A 22,330-nucleotide genomic window follows, 5' to 3' on the forward strand; every position below is an offset into this window, starting at 1 on the left:
CCATTGACCAAAGCAATACGTGCTTTTGAGAGGGGATCATATATCGTATTCCCCTTGCTGATTCGGATACAGCAATACCTCCGTTACCCAACCGGCCATATGTTCCGGCGTTTCCTGCATGTTCGATGACACCCAATACCGAATGAGGCCGACGAGACCGCCGGAGGCATAGGCGCAGCGTATTTTGTCCATCGTAAACTTGGACAATTCCTGCTTGATGACCTCGTCAAGCTGCTGTGGAAACTGCTTTTCACCGAGCATGACGGAATAAAATTTGAAGTACTCCTGGATATGCCGGAAAATGGCGAGCAGGGACGAGATCGGCTCCTGGCGTTCTTCAAACTCCTTTTTGGCCTTTTCAAAGCTGAATGCCGGATATTGTATCGCTGCCCGCAGCTTGTCCAGGACATACGCGGAGTTCTGCTCCATCAAATTCTCTTTGTCGAGAAAATGAAGATAAAAGGTGGAGCGGTTAATGCCCGCCCGTTGAACGATATCGCGGATGGTGATGGATTCGTAACTTTTTTCGGTTAATAAATCCTGCAGAGCGCCCATTATGGCGCTTCTCGTCTTTATTACTCGCGGATTCATGGCTGTCGTCTCCTTGGTTTGATCCTAAATATACTGCTTCGTGCTCGAAATAGACATTTTTGGGTAAAATGATGTTTGTGCCGAATTAGTCCTAGCGTTACAATCATTATAGACATTATGTTGTCTAAATCAATGCCATAGGAGGTATTTACGATGAAACTTCAAGACAAAGTAACAGTCATTACAGGTGCGGGCTCCGGCATGGGCAAGGAAATGGCGCTGCTGTTCGGGCGCGAGGGAGCAAAGCTGGTTTTGGCGGATATCTCGCAGGCCACTTTGGATGAGGTCGTAGCAGAAGTGAAAAACAACGGCGGACAAGCAGTCGGAGTCATTGCGAACGTCGCCAAAGAAGAAGATGTACAGAACATGATCGATACCGCGGTTAATACCTATGGCTCGCTGGATGTGCTGGTTAATAACGCCGGAATTATGGATAAAATGACACCGGTTACAGATTTGACAGACGAGTTGTGGGAAAGAGTCATCGCCGTCAATACAACCGGTCCGATGCGCGCCATCCGTAAAGCTCTCCCGATCATGATGGAGAAGGGTAAAGGCGTCATCGTCAACACGGCTTCTGTCGGCGGTCTGTATGGTTCCCGCGCAGGAGCGGCTTATACGGCTTCCAAGCATGCCGTGGTAGGCTTGACAAAAAATATTGGCTTCCAGTATGCCGACGCAGGCATTCGCTGCAACGCGATTGCACCGGGCGGCGTGGAAACGAACATCATGGCCGATGCAGGCGACATGAACATGGAAAGCCGCGGTCTGAAAAAGGCTATGTCCGGTACAGGCATGAATCCGCGCAGCGGGCATCCATCGGAAATCGCCAAAGTGGCACTGTTCCTGGCGTCTGACGACTCCAGCTTCGTGAACGGAACGGTTATTACGGCCGATGCCGGTTGGACAGCGTACTAATATACGGGATGTTCAGAATATTGATCTAAATACATGAATCCATACAGGGCTTCTTCTCTAACTGTTGACAGTCAAGGGAAGAAGCCCTGTTTGCGTTGCCGAAGAATGAATGACCTTTTTGAATTATTGGGCCAAGGTGTTCACGGCGGCTCCGGTTCTGGCTTTGGACTTCACGCTGAAATATGCTGCGCTAACCACCAGACTCAGCAGAAGGTTGACACCGATCAAAAGCTGGTAATTATGCGCATAGTCGAAGTTGAACCCTCCCCCAAGCGCGGCCAGCACGCCGCCGAGCTGATGCACCAGCAGCAGAATGCCCGTGTGCAGCCCCATGCTCTTGTCGGGTCCGAGGGTTTCTTTGGCGATCAGGATCGCCCCCGGTACGGCTCCGACATAGGTGGCTCCGAAGATGAGCGAGAAGAGTATAGGCGATACAGGGAAATGGATGATCAGCAATGTAAAAGCAACCGTGCGCAGCAGATACAAAATCGCGAGCGCCCTCGTTCTCGACGTATGATCAAGCAGGAACGAGAACGTAATGCCGCCAAAAACCTCGAGCAGACCCAGCAGGCTCATGGCCGAGGAGATCATCCCGGTCGAAGCATGTGCCGTCTGATGAATGGCCACGAGGTTCATTTCGACCGTGCCCATGCTGATGCCGCATGTAAAAATACCGAAGGCAGCAATCACATAGACCGGATGGCGAAGCATCCTGGCGAACATGCGCATCCCCGACATCCAATTCAAGAGTGGCTTGGACGAATTTTCGGTATCGGGCTTTTGACTGGACTCAACGTTTGGAGGAGAAGCACCTTCCGGCTCCTTGTTTTCCCGAAGCACAAAGACGATGCAAGGAATGAATAGGAGGCTGATCAACAACAGAACCTCATACACTTTAATCCAGGTTAATCCGTCCCAGTTGGCAAGGATCGGCACCAAAACAGCAAAGCCCAATGAGGTAGAGCTACCAAGCACGGCCAGCGCTTTAGCACGGTGATGTTGAAACCAGCCCGTAATCAACACATAGCTGGTGGAAGCTCCCAAACCGACGAATCCGGCGAATAACCCGTTTCCGATGAAATAGCCAGCCTCATTTCGCAGAGTCAGCACCGTAAACAGTGAAAGAATTTGGCTGCAGCTGACCAGCAGCATCACTTTTTTAACTCCGAAACGATCCACGAGCAGCCCGCCTAGCGGCGCGCAAATTGCGCCGATGAATGTTGCGGTGGACCAGGTTGTTCCGAGAAAATCCCGGCCCACACCAAGGCTGCCCGTCAGTTCTCCTTGATAATACGAAATGACAAACCGGCTGAGTGAGCCCGCAAAGCCGAAGCACCATAGAAATATGAGCAATAACCAGGCGTATTTTTTTTCTTTCCACAGCATGACATGTTCTCCTCTCCCTACGCGATCCTATCCGTCGAAGACTTCTTTTTTTGTCAGTATACAATGATTGGAAGAAGAACCGACCAGCCAATTGGAATTATTTACTGCCAACCAATTCGGTTTGCATATATAATGACTGCAGAGGAGGGGTCAATCGTTGAACTGGATGCCTGAAGCAGCAAGTGATATCCCGATTTACAAGCAAATCTGCACTTATTTTGAGAACCAAATCCGCAGCGGTTCGCTGCAAACCGGGGCCAGACTGCCGACGGATCGGGAGCTGGCAACCAGGCTGTGCGTGAATCGAAGCACCGTGACAATCGCTTATGATGAGCTCCGGGCTCTCGGTCTCATTGAATCGCGTCAGGGAAGCGGTACCCGGGTTTGCGGTCTTTTATGGGAAACGAAGCCCGTGAAGCAGCCAAGGTGGCAGCGGCATGCCCGTAAACCTATGTTTGATGCTGTCGCTCCGATCTGCAGTAGGATCCATCAGTCGCTTGGCCGCAAGGATGTCATCCAGCTCATCCGCGGCGAACTATCGCCGGATCTAATGCCGCTGGATCTGCTTCGGAATGCTTCGCAGAAAGTAAGCTGTGAGAGCCCATTCAGCTATTTTGAAGATTTTCGAGGGGATATTCGGCTGAGAAGTACCCTCTCCCGCTTTCTCAACGCCCATATCAACGTTAAAGCCGATCCGGATCAGCTTATGATTACCAGCGGTGTCAGGCATTCGCTCTCGCTTATTGCCCGCACCCTGCTGCAGCCGGGAGATGCGATCGCGGTGGAAGGACCGTCCTATCTATATGCCATGCAGGTTTTTGCCGAAGAAAGACTGCGCATGGTCAAGCTGGTAATGGATGAGGAGGGGCTGATTCCTGAGCAGCTGCCGCGGCTGTATCAGCAATTCGGCGTGCGCATGGTGTTCACCAATCCTACCTATCAGAATCCGACGGGGACGACGATGTCTCTGCACCGCCGCGTGAAGCTGCTGGAGATATGCGAGCTGCTGCGTATACCCATTGTCGAAGATGATCCGTACAGTTTGCTTCATTTCGGCGAAATGCCTCCGCAAGTCCCGTCCATCTATTCTCTTGACTCCAGCGGACGCTACGTGATTTATTTAGGCACACTGTCCAAATTCGCGACGGCAGGGATGAGGACCGGATTCGTCGCCGGACCGGAAAATATCATTCAGCGTCTGGCAGATGCCAAGAACCGAACGGGCTACAGTTCAAGCCATATGGGAGAACGCCTTGCCGATGCTTTTTTACACGAACCGGGTTTGGATCAACATCTGGAACAGTTGAGGAAGGGTCTTGGGTATAGGAGAGAAGTTATGCTGCAGGGATTGCAGCGGGAAACGGGCGATATTCTTGAACGATTCGCCCCAAATTCGGCGCCGGGCGGTTATTACATATGGCTGCGTTTGAAGAACGATCGGATAACTATGCCTGATTTGAACTGGATTGAAATGGCGATGCGGCACGGAATCCTGTTTTATCCCGGTTCCGTCTACGGGGAGGGGGGAGGCAGGCTGCGCCTGACTTATGCATCCGTTAGCCTTGAAGAGATCGAGGAAGGCATACGCCGGTTAGGCTGCTTGCTGAGAGAAATGAGCGTCATATAAAAAAACAGCACCGTCATCCGTGCCCTTTCGGCACCATGCTCGGCGCTGTTCAGCTTTTTTGTTAGGAACGATTTGAGTCATAGGCTTTCGGTTCCACGATATTCGTCCACCTTGGACAGGCATCGATTGGTTTTCCAATCCCTGAACGGTCTTGCTCGGCTTTTTCTGCTGTTTTTTCATTTAGATCTCTCCTGAAAATAGATTTACGCATTCAGCATAAAACATTTTAAACATGTTCTCAAGTCAAATGCGTAAAATGAAAGGGTATGCTATAATCAAAATGGTTTAATTTGGAAAATGGGAGGTTTGAGCTATGAGAAGGGGAAAAAGCAAAACGACGAGACAAGCCCGTAAGGGAGCTTCAGCAAGTACGGTTGCCAAAACCGTTCTGGCCGGAACTTTAGGATTAAGTCTTATGCAGGTTCCGGTGTGGGCAGGAGCAGCATCTGCACAGATCGCAGGCACTACCAATGCAGTTGTGGTTCCGTCGACCGTTAATTCCAACTCCGCCGATGATCAGTCCATGGGGGAAAATGCAAAAGTAACCAAAGAGCAAGCCGTGCAAACGATGATATCGCTGTTTCCCATTTTGAAGGATTATAAGCTGGAGAATGCCAGCTACTCCGAGAATGAAAATTCGGATGCGTCCGGAGCGGTCTGGATGCTTAATTGGAGCCTCACGAAGGGAAAAAGCAGCTACTATTTCACCACCAACGTCAACGCCGTGACGGGAGAGATTCTGAACTTCAATCAACCGATGAATGTGTCCAATGAGGACAGTGCCTACTATCCTCCGGAAGTATCCAAGGAACAGGCAGAAAAAGCCGCAAAGGATTTCATACGCAAAGCAGCCCCTTCCATCAGTGTGGATAATTTGGTGACGACCAACAATATGTACGGTTCGGTTAAAACGTTGCTCGGTCCGGTCACCTATAGCTTCATGTACAATTTGAAAGTGAACGGCGTACCGACGGATGGAGAAATGATCAACATTTCTGTAGACGGTAAGGGACGAATCGTTAGCTATGACCGCAACTCCTACAATCAGAAGTATCCATCCAACCAAACGTCCCTTTCCTCATCCGAAGCAACGGAAGCATTCAAGAAGGACGCATCGATTCAACTGGCTTACGTTTCGAACAATGACTTCTATGGTCTCGGTAACAAATCCCAAAAGGATTGGCAGCTCGCATACATAATACAGCCTTATCTACTCAGCATCGATGCCAAAACCGGGAAGAAATTCAATCCGGATCCAGCTGTTGATGAGAAGGCACCAACGGACATCAAATACACGGCTTTACCTGCAGCCAAACAATCGTTTACGCCGCATACCGGCCAATTATTGACTTCCAAAGAAGCCACGCAGCGTTTTTCAGATCTGGTACCGTCCAGCAAGGATTATTCGATGAATGCCTACCTGACGAATTATTGGATGAATACGGATCAGCAGGTCTGGAATATTAACTGGAACCAAAAGGACAACCCGATGCAAGGGGAAAACATCAGCATGAACGTTGATGCTGCAACGGGACAGCTCTTGAATTACGGCCGCAATATGTACCAAATGTCCGGCAGTCCGAATAATAAAGACGATAAATCGGCTGCTCAAACAAGCGCCGCGATATCGGAAACGAAGGCCCGCGAAAAAGCGATCGAGCTCGTCGAGAAGTATTATCCGGATGCGGATAAGGTGCTTAAACTCTCCAATCAATCCGACGTCGTAAAATCTGGCGGGAAAACATCCTTCAGATATGTCTTCCAGCGGTTTTACAACGATCTCCCGATGTACAATCACCAGGTTAATGTAACCTTGGACAGTGACGGAAAGCTGTACTCCTACTACACCAACGGCGTATTGGCTAAAGGTTTCGAAAAGGAGCTTGACGCATTGGCAGCGAAGATCACACCGAAAGATGCGGCGAGCAAAATTAAGGATGGCCTTGGAGCAGAGCTGAGATATACAAGAAGCGGCGGATATTATTTGGATCAAGGATTTATCGAACCGAAAATAACCCTGATTTATGCGCCAACATTTAAGGGAGCTCGGGATATTCCTTACTTGAATGCGGTTACGGGTGATTTTCAGGTTTACGGGATACCGGTCGACAACAAACAAGACGGATCCGTGAAGCTGCCTGCCGATGCCGTTTCTCACAGCGCCAGCAAGGATCTCGCTACACTTCTCGAGTATAATGTGATCTCGCCGGACAGCGATGGCTTGCTGCATCCCGATGCGGAACTGACCTACGGAGATATGATCATGATGATTACGAAAGCCGTATATCCGGGATCGTATTATTATGACTCCGGACGGATCGGTACACAGTTCTCGGATGTAACTGCAGACAGTCCTTATGCGCAAGGTGTTCAGATGTTCGCGGAACGAGGATGGTTTAGAAACGCATCCGGTGAGCTTCATCCGCAGCAGAAGCTGACTCGTTCCAAACTTGCGGATATGATTGTGGAGATTCTGCATTATGATCGTCTCGCCAAATTTTACGATAGCGCTCCGGAGGTCATTACGTTATCCGACGCAGCCTCGATTTCAAACAAAGGAGCGGTGGAACTGGTCATGAAACTCGGTCTTATGTCAACCAAGGACGGAAAGTTCGAGCCTGGAAAAGTCGTAACCAAAGCCGAGGCTGCATCATTCCTCGTGCTGCTTGCGCATATTCAAGGGAAGGTGGATTCGCCGGTAACCAGCTGATCCCGAGATACGTTCAACCGGCTGCAGCAGATCAAGCAGCCGGCTTTTGAATGGTATCCGGACGTACATCGATCGACTTATTTATATTGATTTGATGTTTTGGAGGTGTGCACCGTACGGTTTTCACTTCATTTTTCCCGAGCTATTTCTTTGACAAGCAATATCGCAGGTTTAGTTAAAGGAAATGTTAGGACTCCAAGCATCGGCAATGCCCGCTTTACAGTTGAAATGATTTCAGCACAATGGCCGCCTTTCAGGGCGGCCTTTTGGGTTGAAACGCCCGTAATTTCTTATTGCTTAATCGATCCGTACAACCTACAATATAATCATATGCTTATACTATTATCTCATGAATAGAGCGAAGGAGGATGGGGGATGGATCAACTAACGGAAGCCGCAGACAAGCTGAAGCTTCTTGGAGATAAAACAAGGCTTACGATTCTATGCCTGTTAAAAGACCGTGAATGGTGCGTTTGCGAGCTGGTGGAGGTACTCTCCATTTCCCAGCCCGGCATCAGCCAGCATATGCGAAAGCTGAAATCGCATGGGATTGTCAATGAATCGCGGAGAGGGCAATGGGTTTATTATTCGCTTAACGTACAAGACAAGCCGTATATTCACGCCGTGCTTGATTACATGCCGGGAACCGCGGGTACATTATCTTTGCTGAACCGACAGGAGCCAGGCAGGATTTGCGAATAAGCTTTTCATCAGGTTAGAGCTTACGATCACTGGGGGAGTATCTTTTGTTATCCATCATCATCGCCGTATTTATTTTTATCGTTACCTTAACGTTCGTGATTTGGCAGCCGAGGAATTTATCGATCGGTTGGTCCGCTTGCGGCGGAGCTTTGCTGGCCTTGCTGGCGGGGGTTGTGGATTTTCGCGATGTGCTGGACGTAACCGGCATCGTGTGGAACGCGACGCTTGCTTTCGTCGGCATCATTCTCATCTCGCTCATTTTGGATCGGATCGGTTTTTTCGAGTGGGCTGCGCTCCACATGGCCGCGGCTGCAAAAGGGAGCGGCGTGCGCATGTTTGTATATATATCTGTATTGGGCGCGATCGTATCCGCATTTTTCGCGAATGACGGGGCCGCGCTTATTCTGACGCCGATCGTTCTGGCCATGGTCCGAGCGCTCCGTCTGGATGAGAAGAAGGTGTTTCCTTTTATCATCGCCGGGGGCTTCATTGCCGACACGACTTCGCTTCCGCTTGTTGTCAGCAATCTGGTCAATATCGTCTCTGCGGATTTTTTCGGAATCAGCTTCATGGAGTATGCCGGAAAAATGATCATTCCGGATCTGTTTGCTCTGCTGGCCAGCATTGCGGTTCTGTTCCTGGTGTTCCGCCAAAGCATCCCGAAGAGATTCGATGCGCTGCAGCTTAAATATCCTGCGGATGCAATCAAGGACCCGAAGCTGTTCAAGCTGTCATGGATGGTGCTTGCACTCCTGCTTATCGGATATTTCGTCAGTGAGTTTTTGAACATACCCGTTTCCTTCGTTACTGGCGTGATCGCACTCTTTTTCCTGCTGATGGGACGGAGAAGCAGCGCGGTACCTGTGCGGGAGGTTGTGAAGGGAGCGCCTTGGGCGATCGTGTTTTTTTCCATCGGGATGTATGTCGTGGTATATGGGCTCCGGAATGTGGGACTGACTGATCTGCTGGCCGGCGTGATCCGGGAAGCGGCACAGCATGGCGTTTTTGCAGCAACGATCTCCATGGGCTTCTTGGCGGCGTTCCTGTCTTCGGTGATGAATAACTTGCCGACCGTCATGATCGGCGCCCTGGCAATCGATGCCTCGCATATGACGGGGGCTGTAAAAGAAGCTTTAATCTATGCCAATGTCATCGGATCGGATCTCGGCCCGAAAATTACGCCGATCGGTTCGCTCGCAACGCTGCTGTGGCTTCATGTCCTTGCTTCCAAAGGGGTAAAGGTATCCTGGGGAACGTATTTCAAGACAGGCATCGTCCTGACCGTTCCGACGCTGTTGATTACGCTAATCGGGTTATATTTGGTGCTATAAATGGATATATCTGGTTGTGTGGTCGGATCTGCAGGGTTATCATAGAGAAAAGCGGATACCTGATCATCTATGGGAGGTTCTTTCTTTATGAAACCAACTAAAATGCCTTTAGCCTGGGGAGTTTTGCTAATCAGCGTTTTTATCCTTGTCTACAGTTTGGCAGCGCCCGCTCAACCTATGCCGAGCCATTCGGAGGAAAACGGGGCTGTAAAAATACTCGATGAGGTTAGCTCGGTCCAAACCGCCGAAGCCAGCACGCTGCGAACGGATCTGGGATCGATCACCTACGGGTTGGATGACCATGTGGTTAATCTGATTCTGGACCTGAACCTCGGACGCCATGAGAAGGTAGGAATCCAATTCCTCGGAGCGGAGCAGGCAGGAGCTTTATTGGGACGCGGGAATGTAAGTATAAAGGTCGGTAGCCTGGGAGACGATACAACATTTATTGCCGAGAACCACAGACTTGCCTTCTGGTCGCAGCAGCCGATCCGTTTTCTGGGCGACGGGAATGATGCGACGGTCATCGTTACCGATCAGGATTCAGGTCAGGAATTATTAAAGCAAAAGCTGATATTCCGATCCATGAGATAGTTGAGCGCCAAGTAATATCACCGGATGCATCCGGTTTTGAACGTCAAGCTGTTTTTGGTATAATGAATTTTACATTGCCTTTTCCGGAATGAACCTACATAGAAAGAATGTGAACGGACATCCATGATATCATTTCTGCTGACGTTGAAACGTCTTTTAAGCGGCTTGTTCCATGCTTTCAAGCATAAAAACTTCCAGGTTTTATTTGTCGTAATCCTTTTCGTGCTGCTATCGGGCACCCTGTTCTACACCCGCGAGGAGGATCTGTCCGTCGTCGATGCGCTTTATTTCTGCATTTCGACGCTCAGTACCGTGGGACATCCCGATTTCGTGCCGCAAACGACGTTCGGTAAAATCTTTACTATGGTTTATATCGTTGTGGGCACCGGCTTGTTCATGGGGCTGATGGGCTACATTGCTTATGGCGTCGTGAAGAGCAGCCAGCGGGAGGACGACGAGGAGAAGGATAAGAAAGAGAAGGCTAAGAAAGAGAAGGACGGCAAGAATATGAAGGCTGCTACGGAGGAGGAATAACCCTCTCAAGGCCGGGATGAAAAAGGAAGCGGTACGCTGCCGAAGGGCGCGCTGCCGTTTCTTCTTTTTTGTCGGATTAACGTCACAAATGGACAGGCCGGAACGGCAAAATCCATGTGATATAATGAACGTATTGAACATTACGACGGAAGCAGGTGCCTGTTTTGAAAAAGGTTGTTGTGATCGGCGGAGGGGTTACGGGCTTATCGACCGCATATTATTTGCAAAAGAAAGCGCGCGAGCGCGTTGAAGAGGTACATATCACGCTGGTGGAGGCCGACGAGCGTCTGGGCGGCAAAATCAGAACGGTCCAAGACGGGGAATTTACGATGGAGACCGGTGCGGATTCGATCGTCACGCGGAAGACCAATGCTGCGGACCTGATTGAGGAATTGGGTTTACAGGACCAGGTGGTATATAATGCGACGGGAATTTCATACATTTACGCGGATGGCAAGCTGAAGCAAATCCCGAAGGATGCGGTATTCGGCATTCCGACGAGCATCGAGTCGCTTGCGACCACGGAGCTGGTATCAGCTGAAGGCAAGGTTGAAGCATTGAAGGATTTATACACGCCAAATGACGGCTTCACCAAAGACGATTCAGTAGGGGCTTTTCTTGAAGCATTCCTTGGAAAGGAGTTCGTAGAGAAGCAGATCGCTCCTGTGCTCTCAGGCGTTTATTCAGGCAAGCTGAGCGAATTGACCATCGCCTCCACGCTTCCATATCTGATTGATTATAAAAATGAGTACGGAAGCATCATTCAAGGGATGTCTGAGAACAAAGCGAAGTTTCAAAGCGGCGGGGGGAAGAAGTTCTTATCATTCCGGCAAGGCGTATCGCAGCTGATAGACGGTCTGGAGGCCAAGCTGAGCGATGCCGTCATCATCAAAGGCGTTCCCGCCGAAACGATTGAGCCGCAGAATCAGGGCGGTTATGAAGTCATTCTCATGGATGGACGGAAGCTTGAAGCCGACGTCGTCGTCCTGAGTACGCTGTCCGCATCCGCTCAGAAGCTGCTGCATCATGACTCGCTGGATGAGGAATTTAATCAGTTCAAGAACAGCTCGATGATCAGCGTGTACATGGGTTATGACGTGCCTGACAGCGAGCTGCCGTCAGACGGCACGGGCTTCATTACCTCGAATAGCGAAGATGTCAAATGCAATGCCTGCACATGGACAAGCCGCAAATGGGAGCACACGTCCTCGAATGGCAAATTGTTGGTCAGACTCTTTTATAAGAGCACCAATCCGCATTATGATGAGCTGGTGAAGATGACGGAGGAAGAGCTGCTGCAGGTGGGGATGAAGGATATCCAGACCAGTCTTGGCATCTCCAGCCGGCCGCTGACCTACGATGTGACGAAGTGGCATGACGTCATGCCGAATTACCATATTACGCATCATCAAATCGTCAAAGCCTTGGAAGCAAAGATGGAGAATCTGATGCCGAATGTGCTGCTGGCCGGATGCTCCTATTACGGCGTGGGTATTCCCGATTGCATCGCAAACGGGGAAGAGACCGCTGCGAAAATCATGAAAAGGCTGGCTGAATAACACGCAATGATAAGTTCCGGATGATGTGATCCGGGCCTGATTGAAAAGCTATGCCTTAGCCCGATCGTATAAAATCAAATTGTCGAGCCGCTGATCTGGACCATCGCGATCAGTGGCTTTTCGGCATGCAAAAGTTTCATTGAAAAGAATTGATCCTTGATCCCGTAATTTGAGGGTCGTATGTCTTAAGACATACGGCCTTTTGTTCGTTCGGTTTCACCTTCGATAACATTTCTCATCCCCCTTTTATTCGGGAAAAGCGAGTATATGTACAGCATAACCAATGATAAAATGGGGTGAAAGCCATTCTCCTTATTTTTTTAAACCTTTTAATGCGTAATTGTCAGAAATCGCTTCTTGCTGAAGTCTATATTGTAAGTCAACGTAAGAGGAGAGGGAAGAGTTTGAATCGTTTGCGGAAAATGCTGTCGCCATGGGAAGAAATGGATGATGCCGAATTGGTCAAGGAGGCTCAATCCGGAAAGCAGGAAGCTTTTGGGGAGTTGATTCGCAGGCATCGATCCAAGGTATACGGATACGCCAGAACGATCGTACCGGAAGCGCATGCTGCTGAGGATATCGTTCAGGACGCGTTAATCCGGGCTTTTCTTCATTTGGGAAAGCTGGTCGACGTCGGACGATTTCTGCCGTGGATGCATCGGATCGTCCGTAATCAAGCCTTAACACGGCTCAAGAAGGATGCCCTACGGAAGGAGAACACCTTTACGAGTCTGGAAACCGGAAAGCTTGAGCATGGCGAGCCGCCGGAGCCCTGGAACCGGCTTGATTACGTGCTGATGAGAGTCGGCCACTCCTTGGAACAGGAAGCGATGCAGGAAGGTTTGCCGGAAGAGAGAGTGATGCGGCAGGAAACCCAGCGGGTGCTGCTGGAGATCATTGATTGCCTGAAGCCCAGGGAGCGTCAAATTTTCGAGGCACATTTTTTCGATCAGCTGTCGCCTGCTGAAATTGCCCGCCAGTTCGACTTGTCATCCGCCAATGTATATCAAATTCTGTCCCGCTCCCGTAAGAAAGTAATCCAGGAACGAATTCGGGTTACCGTTGACGCCTACATTCGAAGCAGAAGGGATTGGGGAGTTATGGAGAACGTATTGTTATCAGCGGAGCTCTTTCAGGAACAGGAATATTCATGGTCGTCGGGAGGACATGTTCTGAAATCGCTGGCCAAAGCAGCGGGGAAGGACTATTCGCTGGCCATGGTCATGGGATTGACCGGACTCGGATTCCGGATTCAGATTGTACCGGAGAACGTACATATCGCCGGTCCTACGGCTTTTGATTTTGAAAGTGTTTTTTCCAGAGGAATGCGTCACTTGGGATTCACGACGAAGATAGTGAACGGGATGAAGCCGGAGATCGGGGTGAATGCCAGTCTGCTTGCTGACAGCGATACAAGCATAAAAGCCAAGGGAAAGCGGAACATCCATCAAGCTCTACCCGATGCGCTGGATGTCATTCATCAAGCTTTGGATCGTGGGTATCCTGTGATGGGCTGGGATCTATTCATGCCCGAATTCGGCATCCTCTATGGATATGATGATAAACTGAAACAGCTTAGCGCGGATGAATTTGGCCGAAAAGGCACACTTGCGTATGATCATCTGGGAAGGGGCGTTCTAGAAGAAATATTCATTCTCACGGTAGATGAATCTTTTCCGGTGACGTTCAAAGAACAGTTGAGGGATGCTTTCCATATGATCCTGGAGCATCTTCGGGGTGAAGAGCCGCAAATACCGGCCGGCACAATCAAAGGACTTGCCGCTTATGACGCATGGCGTGACGCTTTCCGCAAGGGGGCGGTCGAGCCTAACGGGAACGCGTACAATGCCGCGGTTTATGGCGACGCCAGAAAATATGCGGTACAGTTTTTAAGCGAAGCGGCGCACTACCTGGAGAAGGAGGGAACTGACAACATTCAGCTATGCCAACACATCCGTGAAGCGGCAGACACTTATCGTGAGATCGTGCAGCTTTTTGAAGAGCTGCAAAGTCTTTTCCCGTTCCCAAGCGGCGGTGAACCGAACGAGGATGATCAATCGCGGAAGGCGATAGCGCTGTTGGAGCAGCTCCAGACATTAGAATGGAAAGGCATGACTCAACTTGAAAGTGTATGGAGGATTTTAAATTAATAGCATTAAATATAAATGTGATGAACAAAGGAGATTTGATCCAGCGGATCGAGTCTCCTTTGTTTTACGTCGTTTGCGTCGATGAGTCATAGAGCTGAAGGCTGTCGTAGAATAATTGTCTGACCATGTCCCTCAGCGCTTTGGGTTCGATGACTTCAGCTTCAGGTCCGTACTTCAAGAGCAGTCTTGCCACATAAGAATACTCTTGTTCAGGAATGACTTCGCACCATACCCCGTTCGAAATCTTCTGAAATAAGGGATCGGATTCGGCCATCCGGACACCCAAGTCCGTAAATTGGATGACAGCATTCTCGCCTTCACGATCATCACTGGCTGCAAGCCATTGCCGGAGAGAGGGAAGATTCGTCATGCTCTTGCTCTGCAATATCATATCCATCACCCGATCCGCCCGGAATAAAATAATCCTATCCTTATGATAAGCAGGCATATACCAATAACCGTGTTCGAAATACAGGCCGATCGGAAAAACCAGAAAGTCCCTTTCTCCGGAAGCGGAACGGTAATGCATTTTAACCTCAACTTGATTGATCGAAGCCTCCAGGATCAAAGTCGTGTACGGTGAAGCTGCATGGGTGGGCATCATGCGAAAGGACACATGCTGCTTCAACTGATCGATGCTTTGCTGCACATCGTCAGGCAGCTCGGCGTAATAATGTTCAGATAGATGTGCCCGCACCTCCCCGAACGGAATATCCGGAAGATCCTCGAGCAGCTTTAGCATGAGAAAAAGCCCCATGGCTTCGTCGCGGGATAAGTGCAGCGGTGGCAGCAGCCGATTAGGCAGCGCCCGGTATCCGCCATGAGGACCTTGTTCCGTATATAAGGGCAAGCCGGTGCGCTGCAAATAGTCCAGGTCTCTCTGGATCGTCCTTACGGAAACATCAAACCGTTCGGCCAGTTCGCGCGCCGTATATTTTTTGCGGGAATCCAACATCCGCATGAGGGCAACCCTGCGTTCGTTCATCTTATACGCTCCGTTCCATGATTCATTTTTATTCCAATAACTACGACAAAGTATGTCATAAATATGTTGTATCATCAAGTCAGAAGGGAGCGAAGAGATATGAATGATGAAAAGCAAAGTAAGGTTGTACTGTATATTGCCATGAGCTTGGACGGTTATATCGCACGGCCGGATGGCTCGGTGGAGTGGCTGTACGACGTCAAGGGAGACGGAGGAGACAACGGGTATGCAGCGTTTTATAATACGATCGGTACTCTAGTCATGGGCAGATTGACGTATGAAATTGTGCTTCAGCTCTCAGAGGAATTTCTTTATAAAGGCAAGCCGTGTTATATTACAACCCGAAATCCGTCGCAGTATGAAAATGCGCCCGATGTGTTCTTTACAGACGAGCCTATGAGTGAACTTGTTCCGCGTCTCAAGAAAACGTCGAAAGGGGATATCTGGCTGGCTGGCGGGGGGCAAATGGTTCAGGTTTTTTTGCAGGAGGGACTGCTTGATGAAGCTGTCATTGCCGTCATTCCTAAAGTGCTTGGCGAGGGCATCCCCCTATTTCCTGAAGGGACGGTTCCAAGCTCGTTTGAGTTATCGAGGGTAGAACAACTCGGAGATATTGCCTTGCTGTATTATTCGAAACATACTAGCAGTTAAATCGATTTTGGAACGGAGTATGGCGTGTTCCATTTCTGTTCATAGTAGGCCTTGTCTCTTCGCAGCTGATCAAAGCTTGCTTCGTCATAATCCGGGTTATGAATGCTGCCCCCGTCATGATGAATCACCAATAGATCCTCTATGATTGCAATCTTGTATCCCGTTCGCTTGATCCGCTCGCAGTAGTCAGCAATACAGAATATTCGGCTGCCGTAATTTCCGTCGAGACCTCCGATTCTTTCGAACAGGCTACGTTTCATCGCCATACAGCATAAAGACAGATCTTCACCATGGTAATAAAAGCCTTTAGATCTATTATTTAAGTCGCCCAGTTGATTCGAATTGTCGTCGGCCGATAAGCCAGCGAAGGTACCGGGGCGACGATTTTCCACCGTTGTGTCGGTCTTCGTACCGCTTATGCCTATGTCGGGTTGGACTTCCAAGGGTTGGATCAAACGCATGATCCAGCTTCGATCAGGTTTAAAAGTATCCGGGTCCAGTAATATGATGTAATTTCCGGAAGACTTGCGGCATCCGATCGATGCTCCTGAAGCATAACCAAGATTGGCGGATGAATACACAATGCTGAACAGCTCCGGATCCAGTTCGGGCAAACGCAGAACGGTCTCATCCGTCGAACCGTTATCCACCAGTATGATTTCTAGGTTCGGATAACGGCCTGGTTTTTGTAGACTGGCAAGACATCGATGTGTAGAGGGCCAATGATTATGGGTCACGATGATGATACTGACCTTCGGGAAAAGCAGTTCCATCATGACCTGGTTACTCGAATCGGTTACCATCGGGGAAGTTCGGGTCAGAGCGAAGTACTCGCTCGCTTCGGATTGTAACGAAACCCATGCTGGGGCATCCGGAGCTGCGAAGGTTCGTTGAAGATTTTCCGGGAGCTTTGGCAGCAAAGGAGGCGATGGATAATGTGAACGAAGTCTGGATGCATGTACATCCATCTGTTCATCTAAGCCGTCCCAAACCCATCGGTGATGCTCTACCCGCGTAACCAGCGGAGCCCAGAAAGAATGCTGGACGATCGACACCGGATAATCAATTTGGAACCGTTCTCTGATATAATCGATCGACCAGTTCAGATACCGGATATCATCGTTATTCTGAAGATCATCCGAAAGGCTGATAGGGCGGCAGGAGCAAAGTGTGATTAACCAAATATTCGATTGCAGCTGTTTCACTTTGACGTGCCGGGCTACTTCTTCATCATTGGCATGATCTTTATGCAGTGCTGTTATCCGGGTCGTCATAAAGAACACGCGATGTCCAAGGCTTGTATACTGCTGCCAAGTCCGCTGGTGGCGATACCATGGACTTTCTTCCAAATCCATCGACGGAAAAATCAAGACGTCAAAGATACCGGCAGCTTCATCGGACGATCGCGACTGCAGATATTCAGCAGCTTCAGAATTTTCTTGCAAAGGATCTGGAGTCACCGCCTGTGAATAAGGCGTGGCGAACCCCGGAGAAGGGAGAGACGAATTTGAAAGAGAAGGCAGGCGCCGGTGTTGCTTCGAGCACCTCGTATTGTTCGTTCCGGATTTCAAGATCGAGGGGGATTCCATTAATGTTCGCGGCTTCGGGTGCTTCGTTCTTGCTCTGCTCATCATGTATTTCCTCCCTAAGCGGATGTCTACCATCAAAATATGTATCCGTGCCTGACTCCGATTGGGTAAAAGCATAGCAATTAAAAAGTCTCCATCGGCAGGTTGTGTATAGCAAATGGACACGACGGAACGGAAGCGGGCTATGGATGACGAGAAAGGCCTACTTCGTCGTAAGAGCGAGCCCAAATAACAAATCATGCATAAGAAAAAGCCGCATAGCTGCGGCCTTTTCTTTCGTTTATCAAGGGAAGCTGATGTTAACGGTTATCGATCTTCTCCGGATACATATCGTGATTGATCAGACGCTGCTCAGCCATCTGCTCGAATTTGGTTCCGGGCTTGCCGTAGTTGCAGTACGGGTCGATCGAGATCCCGCCGCGCGGCGTGAATTTGCCCCATACTTCGATATAGCGCGGCTGCATCAACTTGATCAGATCGTTCATGATAATGTTCATGCAGTCCTCATGGAAATCGCCATGGTTGCGGAAGCTGAAGAGATAGAGCTTCAGGGACTTGCTTTCCACCATTTTCTGATCCGGAATGTAGCTGATATGCAGCGTGGCGAAATCCGGCTGACCGGTAATCGGACAAAGGCTCGTAAATTCGGGAAAATTAAATTTGACGAAATAATCGCGATAGGCATGTTTATTATCAAAGCTCTCCAGCACCTCCGGCGCATACTGAAATACATATTTGGTTCCCTGGTTGCCGAGAAGCGTTAAATCTTGCATTTCTTCAGGGTGTCTGCCTGTCATTTGTATATCCTCCTTGTTCATGCGACCGGCGTCTTAAACGCCTCGCTTATTGCCCCAAACCAGGGTGTGCAGCTGCGGAAGCACCCGAACATCGTTGAGTGCGTCGGCTGCCACGACCTTGTCGATCAGCTCCTCATACTGCAGCAGCAGTTCAGCGGCATGATCCGCTTTGTCCATACGTGTCACGTCGCGGTTACCAACCTGGAGGTACAGCGTTGCGCCCGGATATCGGCTGTGTACCTCTATAGCGTATTCCAGATCCCGGTCATCAAAAATAACGACTTTGAGGCTGTAAGCATATTCCCCGGTACGGCACTGAAGTTTATTCACGATGGCATCGAGCGCATCCCAATCCGTCGTCATACCTGAGCTGGGCGGTTTCGGGGATAGTGTGACTTCATCCACCTCTGCCAGCCAGTCCTGCCAGCGGGAGCCTTGCGTTTCCACGGCGATCCGGATGCCGGAGGCTTTTAGCAGGGACACAAGCCCAGAGAGCTGGGGAAGCAGCAATGGGTTTCCGCCGGAAAGGGTCACATGGGAAAAACGATTTCCGCCAATCCGCTTCAGCTCGGACCAAATCTCTTCGGCGTTCATTTTTCGGATATCCTTGACGCCGCTGCCGTCCCATGTAAAGGCGGAGTCGCACCAGGAGCAGCGAAAGTCACAGCCGGCGGTGCGTACGAACATCGTTTTTTGACCGATGACCATGCCCTCGCCCTGAACGGTCGGTCCGAAAATTTCCAGTACCGGAACAGGCAATTCTGTTTTTACAGCTTCGTTTATCTGGTTCATGACTCCACCCATTCCCGCCGGAACTCGGCATAACTGGTCGGGGTTTCGAACAATCTGACGAATTCCGTACGTCCTTGGTCGATCAGCCCTGCGTAAGGCTCCAAGCTTAGGGCCGTCTCCATTTGCTCATAGAGCCAGATCACCATGTTTTCCGCCGTCGTATTCATCGGGGGAAGGGTCTCATTCAGGTAGCGATGATCCAGGTAAGGCTCGATTCGCTGCTTCCAAATCTCCTTTACGACTCCAAAATCGGCTGCGATTCCAATCTCGTTCGGATAAGCGCTAATCCCGAAAACGGCTTTATAGGTATGCCCATGCAGGTTTTTGCATTTTCCTTCATAGGCATGCAGGTGATGGGCGGCATCGAAGGTGAACTCCTTGCTGACCAATACGCGGTAATGCTTGTATTTTAACTCCCCCGTCTGGATGTCCGTGCCCAGCTGCTGCAGGTGGTCAACGATGCGGAAAGCTCCCGGGTTCCCGTTCATCGGTTGATCCCCTGGGATTGGCTTTGCAAATACTGCTCCAGTCCTCTGCGCCGCAGCTGGCAGGAAGGACATTCGCCGCAGCCGTCGCCCATCACGCCGTTATAACAGGTCAGCGTCCGTTCGCGAATGAAATCCAAGGCGCCCATTTGGTCCGCCATCTCCCACGTATCGGCTTTATCCAGCCACATGAGCGGGGTATGGATGACGAAATTATAGTCCATCGCCAGGTTCAATGTGACATTGAGGGATTTGACGAAGGAATCACGGCAATCGGGATACCCGCTGAAATCCGTCTCGCAAACGCCGGTGACCAGATGTCTCGCGCCAGCGCCTTTGGCCATCACGGCCGCAAAGCTGAGGAACAAAAGATTGCGGCCTTCGACAAAAGTGCTGGGAAGCTCGCCGGCATCCTGTTTAATTTCAATGTTGCTGCGGGTCAGCGCGTTGGGAGCGAGCTGATTGAGCAGGCTCATGTTCAAAACTGTGTTTTTGACGCCGAGTTCTTCGGCAATGCTTTGCGCGCATTTAATCTCGAGGCGGTGACGCTGACCATAGTCGAACGTGACCGTTTCCACCTCTCTGAACTGCTGCTTTGCCCAGAACAGGCAGGTGGTGCTGTCTTGGCCGCCGCTGAATACGACAACCGCTTTTTCATTTTTAAGCATAAAAAAACCTCTCCATCTTCAGAATGTGTTGTACAAGCGATCGGCATCGCTTCTACCTTCGAAGAGAGAGGGTTCTTGAACTGTCTCGAAAAACCAAGCCCAGCAGGAAATAAACCCGGGTGGGCCGTCTTAGTTTTTTATAGAGGGAGTTCGCGAACCTCTCCCGGTGGCGGCATGAAGCCGCAGCCGGACTTTCTTCTGTTCGGCGCGTTGAAGCGCGGACTCATTATAACACAAGTTGCGAGAAGGTGAATACCCTGCGTCAATCTTCCAGCAGTTCACCGAAATATCGGAGGAATGCCGGTTCAACTTCGCTAAAACGGATTTCAAGCGCCTCAGCTGCAGCATCGGCTTCATCGGACCACAGCGCAGGGCAGGACTCTACCAGCTCGATCGTTTCCTTGCACCAGCGTATGTACTGCACTTCCTGCTCCAATCCTTTTTTCAGCACCGCAGAGCTCATCAAAATACGCGCTTTCATAACATTTCGTTCCCTGATGCTGTCCCAGCGTTCATGCAAAATGCGCTTCATTTTGGCGAGCCGCTGTTCCCGTTCTTTCTGGTAAGCCTTCAGCTGAAAAATTACTTCTTCGAATGGAAGGTTATCCATAAAAGAAACCTGCATCAGGAAGGAATCCTTCAGTTTGGGCGTTTCGGGAGGCGATAACAGCCAGTTCATGAGCTCCTGCTGGCCTTTTTCCGTGATCGAATACATTTTCTTGTCCGGTTTACCTGATTGCGGCAGCGTGCGGCTGGCAATGCATCCTTCCTGCTCGAGACGACCCAGCTCGGGATAAATTTGCGAGAGATGCGAATGCCAGAAAATGCTCATGAAATCATCAAATTCTTTTTTTAAATCATAGCCCGTGGCTTCCCATTTGCTGAGAAAACCCAAAATTCCATATTTTAACGACATGAATAATCTTCCTCTCTATGTACGGTTTTAGCCCGCCGCTTGTTCAAGCTTCGGATCTACCGGGGTATATCCTTTGCCTAAAGCCGGAATAACGAAAATGCCAAGTATGCCGAGCAGGAATAAAACGCAGCTGACCACAAGCACCGTCGGCAGAACGCCAAATACGGACAAAAGCACACCGGTGAGCAAAATTCCCGGCAGTGCAGCCGTACTCGAAAGCATATGGTACAAGCTGAATGTGCGCGTATAATTTTCCCGGTCGACGACATCCTGCAAATAAGTCACGAACGTGATGTTAAAGCAGCCGAGCGCAATCCCCTGAATGAAAAACAGCGGGAGAATCATCAGCCAATCGTGTATGTAGTACAAGCTGCCAATGCTGATCCCAAGTGCAAACAGTGGAGGGAGGATGAGCCACTTTCTCTCCATCCTTTTATACCATTTTGGAACGAGAGCCGCACCTGCAATCATGCCACAAAGCGAAGCGGTCCCAATAAAGCTGAGATTTTCCACGCCTGTTTCGAGAACTTCATTGAGAAAAGTAACCAGGATCAAATCGACGGAAGAAGCGATAAACAGTGCGATCGTCAAAAAGATGAACAATCTTCCGATTTGCTTATGTCCCGCAATGTAACCGATACCGTCCTTGATTTGGTTCCATCGGCTTTGTTGTTTGCTAGCGGGGAGCTTGACCAGAGGCTTGATTCGGCGAATGAACATCCATGAAAAGAACAGGAGGATGACGGCAGCGACCAGCAGCTGGGCAGGAGGGATATGTTGCTTAAGCATGAATGCGGTGAAGGTTTGACCGGCGATTTTGACAATCGTGTAGCCCATTTGCAGCCAGCTGTTGGCGGAAGGGCGCTGCTGCTCCGAAACCACTTGAGGCAGCAGGGATTGATTGGCAGGCATGAAAAAAAGTCCGACGATGCTCTCCAGGATCAGAAACGCATAAACCCAAGCCAAGGGGAGAGAGCTGGAAACCGTTATGAAGGCGATCAAGCCGACGACGCGAACGATATTGGACCAAGCCATGACATGCTGCAGCGTTTTTCCTGATATCCATGCACCGACGGGAAGGGCAAGCAGCGCGATCGGCAAATAGTAGGCGGCATAGAAAAACGTGTAGGAAGCATCCCCTTCGGATTTGAGCTCAATCCATTTCAGCAGGGAGAAGAAAAGAATGGAATCGGCCAAAACACTTAGGATTCTAGCGGTGAATAATTGCCTAAAGGCCATGTTGCGGAACAGCATGTAAATGACCACCTTTTGGTTAATGTTGGTGAGTTCATTGTAAAGCACCATGAATTAATAGTAAAGAATTATATATAAATGTTTATCTATA

At 49.9% G+C, this 22,330-nt stretch carries 20 protein-coding genes, 1 pseudogene and 1 riboswitch; of the genes and pseudogenes, 10 read left to right on the forward strand and 11 right to left on the reverse strand.

The features are described from left to right. Nucleotides 1-36 precede the first annotated feature (36 nt). Nucleotides 37-591, reverse strand: a complete 555-nt coding sequence (locus PCH05_RS12520; protein ID WP_127602728.1) for a TetR/AcrR family transcriptional regulator — start codon at nucleotides 589-591, stop codon at nucleotides 37-39. Between the two features lie 153 nt (nucleotides 592-744). Between PCH05_RS12520 and PCH05_RS12525 the strand changes: the two genes are divergently transcribed. Beyond that, the gene (locus PCH05_RS12525) at nucleotides 745-1,509 is read left to right on the forward strand and encodes an SDR family oxidoreductase (protein WP_127602729.1); all 765 of its coding nucleotides are present in this window, start codon (nucleotides 745-747) and stop codon (nucleotides 1,507-1,509) included. Nucleotides 1,510-1,632: 123 nt separating this feature from the next. On the opposite strand, the gene PCH05_RS12530 is transcribed toward PCH05_RS12525, so the two are convergent. Then, complete coding sequence (locus tag PCH05_RS12530; RefSeq protein ID WP_127602730.1) at nucleotides 1,633-2,895, reverse strand: MFS transporter; 1,263 nt, start codon at nucleotides 2,893-2,895, stop codon at nucleotides 1,633-1,635. A 166-nt stretch (nucleotides 2,896-3,061) separates the two neighbouring features. On the opposite strand from PCH05_RS12530, the gene PCH05_RS12535 reads away from it, so the two are divergent. Continuing rightward, nucleotides 3,062-4,522, forward strand: coding sequence for an aminotransferase-like domain-containing protein (locus tag PCH05_RS12535; RefSeq protein WP_127602811.1), 1,461 nt, complete (start codon nucleotides 3,062-3,064; stop codon nucleotides 4,520-4,522). Here the strand turns inward: PCH05_RS12535 and PCH05_RS12540 are convergent. Further along, a complete protein-coding gene (locus tag PCH05_RS12540; RefSeq protein WP_127602731.1) occupies nucleotides 4,487-4,702 on the reverse strand; it encodes a hypothetical protein in 216 nt (71 codons plus the stop codon). The two genes, PCH05_RS12535 and PCH05_RS12540, sit on opposite strands and share 36 nt — an antisense overlap. Nucleotides 4,703-4,835: 133 nt before the next feature. On the opposite strand from PCH05_RS12540, the gene PCH05_RS12545 reads away from it, so the two are divergent. The 7 genes and pseudogenes from PCH05_RS12545 to PCH05_RS12575 all read left to right on the forward strand — a co-directional run bounded on the left by PCH05_RS12545 (nucleotide 4,836) and on the right by PCH05_RS12575 (nucleotide 14,102). After that, nucleotides 4,836-7,232 (forward strand): YcdB/YcdC domain-containing protein, encoded by a 2,397-nt coding sequence (locus PCH05_RS12545; protein ID WP_127602732.1) that lies wholly within the window; start codon nucleotides 4,836-4,838, stop codon nucleotides 7,230-7,232. Between the two features lie 375 nt (nucleotides 7,233-7,607). Next, on the forward strand, nucleotides 7,608-7,934 hold the full coding sequence (locus tag PCH05_RS12550) for an ArsR/SmtB family transcription factor (RefSeq protein ID WP_127602733.1): 327 nt from the start codon (nucleotides 7,608-7,610) through the stop codon (nucleotides 7,932-7,934). 44 nt (nucleotides 7,935-7,978) lie between these two features. Continuing rightward, a complete protein-coding gene (locus tag PCH05_RS12555) occupies nucleotides 7,979-9,265 on the forward strand; it encodes an arsenic transporter (protein ID WP_127602734.1) in 1,287 nt (428 codons plus the stop codon). An 87-nt stretch (nucleotides 9,266-9,352) separates the two neighbouring features. After that, a complete protein-coding gene (locus PCH05_RS12560) occupies nucleotides 9,353-9,859 on the forward strand; it encodes a hypothetical protein (RefSeq protein WP_127602735.1) in 507 nt (168 codons plus the stop codon). 123 nt (nucleotides 9,860-9,982) lie between these two features. Continuing rightward, a pseudogene (locus PCH05_RS12565) lies at nucleotides 9,983-10,312 on the forward strand (potassium channel family protein); the annotation flags it as partial. 245 nt (nucleotides 10,313-10,557) lie between these two features. Then, nucleotides 10,558-11,952, forward strand: a complete 1,395-nt coding sequence (locus PCH05_RS12570; RefSeq protein ID WP_127602737.1) for a protoporphyrinogen oxidase — start codon at nucleotides 10,558-10,560, stop codon at nucleotides 11,950-11,952. A 404-nt stretch (nucleotides 11,953-12,356) separates the two neighbouring features. Continuing rightward, entirely contained in the window at nucleotides 12,357-14,102 is a 1,746-nt protein-coding gene (locus PCH05_RS12575) for an RNA polymerase sigma factor (RefSeq protein ID WP_246049516.1), read from the forward strand. A 64-nt stretch (nucleotides 14,103-14,166) separates the two neighbouring features. Here the strand turns inward: PCH05_RS12575 and PCH05_RS12580 are convergent, their stop codons facing one another. Beyond that, nucleotides 14,167-15,087 carry a helix-turn-helix transcriptional regulator gene (locus PCH05_RS12580; protein WP_127602738.1) on the reverse strand — a complete coding sequence of 307 codons (921 nt, stop codon included), beginning with the start codon at nucleotides 15,085-15,087 and terminating at the stop codon, nucleotides 14,167-14,169. Nucleotides 15,088-15,186: 99 nt separating this feature from the next. On the opposite strand from PCH05_RS12580, the gene PCH05_RS12585 reads away from it, so the two are divergent. Continuing rightward, nucleotides 15,187-15,738, forward strand: a complete 552-nt coding sequence (locus PCH05_RS12585; RefSeq protein ID WP_127602739.1) for a dihydrofolate reductase family protein — start codon at nucleotides 15,187-15,189, stop codon at nucleotides 15,736-15,738. On the opposite strand, the gene PCH05_RS12590 is transcribed toward PCH05_RS12585, so the two are convergent. The 7 genes from PCH05_RS12590 to PCH05_RS12620 all read right to left on the reverse strand — a co-directional run bounded on the left by PCH05_RS12590 (nucleotide 15,735) and on the right by PCH05_RS12620 (nucleotide 22,290). Further along, on the reverse strand, nucleotides 15,735-17,369 hold the full coding sequence (locus PCH05_RS12590; protein WP_164766636.1) for a glycosyltransferase family 2 protein: 1,635 nt from the start codon (nucleotides 17,367-17,369) through the stop codon (nucleotides 15,735-15,737). The genes PCH05_RS12585 and PCH05_RS12590 overlap by 4 nt on opposite strands. Before the next feature lie 257 nt (nucleotides 17,370-17,626). Beyond that, the gene (gene queF, locus PCH05_RS12595; RefSeq protein ID WP_127602741.1) at nucleotides 17,627-18,124 is read right to left on the reverse strand and encodes a preQ(1) synthase; all 498 of its coding nucleotides are present in this window, start codon (nucleotides 18,122-18,124) and stop codon (nucleotides 17,627-17,629) included. A 33-nt stretch (nucleotides 18,125-18,157) separates the two neighbouring features. Next, nucleotides 18,158-18,916, reverse strand: a complete 759-nt coding sequence (gene queE / locus PCH05_RS12600) for a 7-carboxy-7-deazaguanine synthase QueE (RefSeq protein ID WP_174806260.1) — start codon at nucleotides 18,914-18,916, stop codon at nucleotides 18,158-18,160. Continuing rightward, on the reverse strand, nucleotides 18,913-19,404 hold the full coding sequence (gene queD / locus PCH05_RS12605) for a 6-carboxytetrahydropterin synthase QueD (protein WP_127602743.1): 492 nt from the start codon (nucleotides 19,402-19,404) through the stop codon (nucleotides 18,913-18,915). The genes queE and queD overlap by 4 nt, the downstream gene beginning before the upstream one ends. Continuing rightward, nucleotides 19,401-20,069: a 7-cyano-7-deazaguanine synthase QueC gene (queC, locus tag PCH05_RS12610; protein ID WP_127602744.1), complete on the reverse strand. Its 669-nt coding sequence runs from the start codon at nucleotides 20,067-20,069 to the stop codon at nucleotides 19,401-19,403. Before queC ends, queD begins: the two co-directional genes overlap by 4 nt. Nucleotides 20,070-20,192: 123 nt before the next feature. Beyond that, nucleotides 20,193-20,236, reverse strand: a riboswitch (PreQ1 riboswitch). A gap of 95 nt (nucleotides 20,237-20,331) precedes the next feature. After that, nucleotides 20,332-20,985 carry a PadR family transcriptional regulator gene (locus tag PCH05_RS12615; RefSeq protein ID WP_127602745.1) on the reverse strand — a complete coding sequence of 218 codons (654 nt, stop codon included), beginning with the start codon at nucleotides 20,983-20,985 and terminating at the stop codon, nucleotides 20,332-20,334. 27 nt (nucleotides 20,986-21,012) lie between these two features. After that, nucleotides 21,013-22,290, reverse strand: a complete 1,278-nt coding sequence (locus PCH05_RS12620) for an MFS transporter (protein ID WP_127602746.1) — start codon at nucleotides 22,288-22,290, stop codon at nucleotides 21,013-21,015. Nucleotides 22,291-22,330: the final 40 nt, after the last annotated feature.

It is taken from the genome of Paenibacillus chibensis (genome assembly GCF_004001045.1).
Classification (GTDB): Bacteria; Bacillota; Bacilli; order Paenibacillales; family Paenibacillaceae; genus Paenibacillus_AQ; species Paenibacillus_AQ chibensis.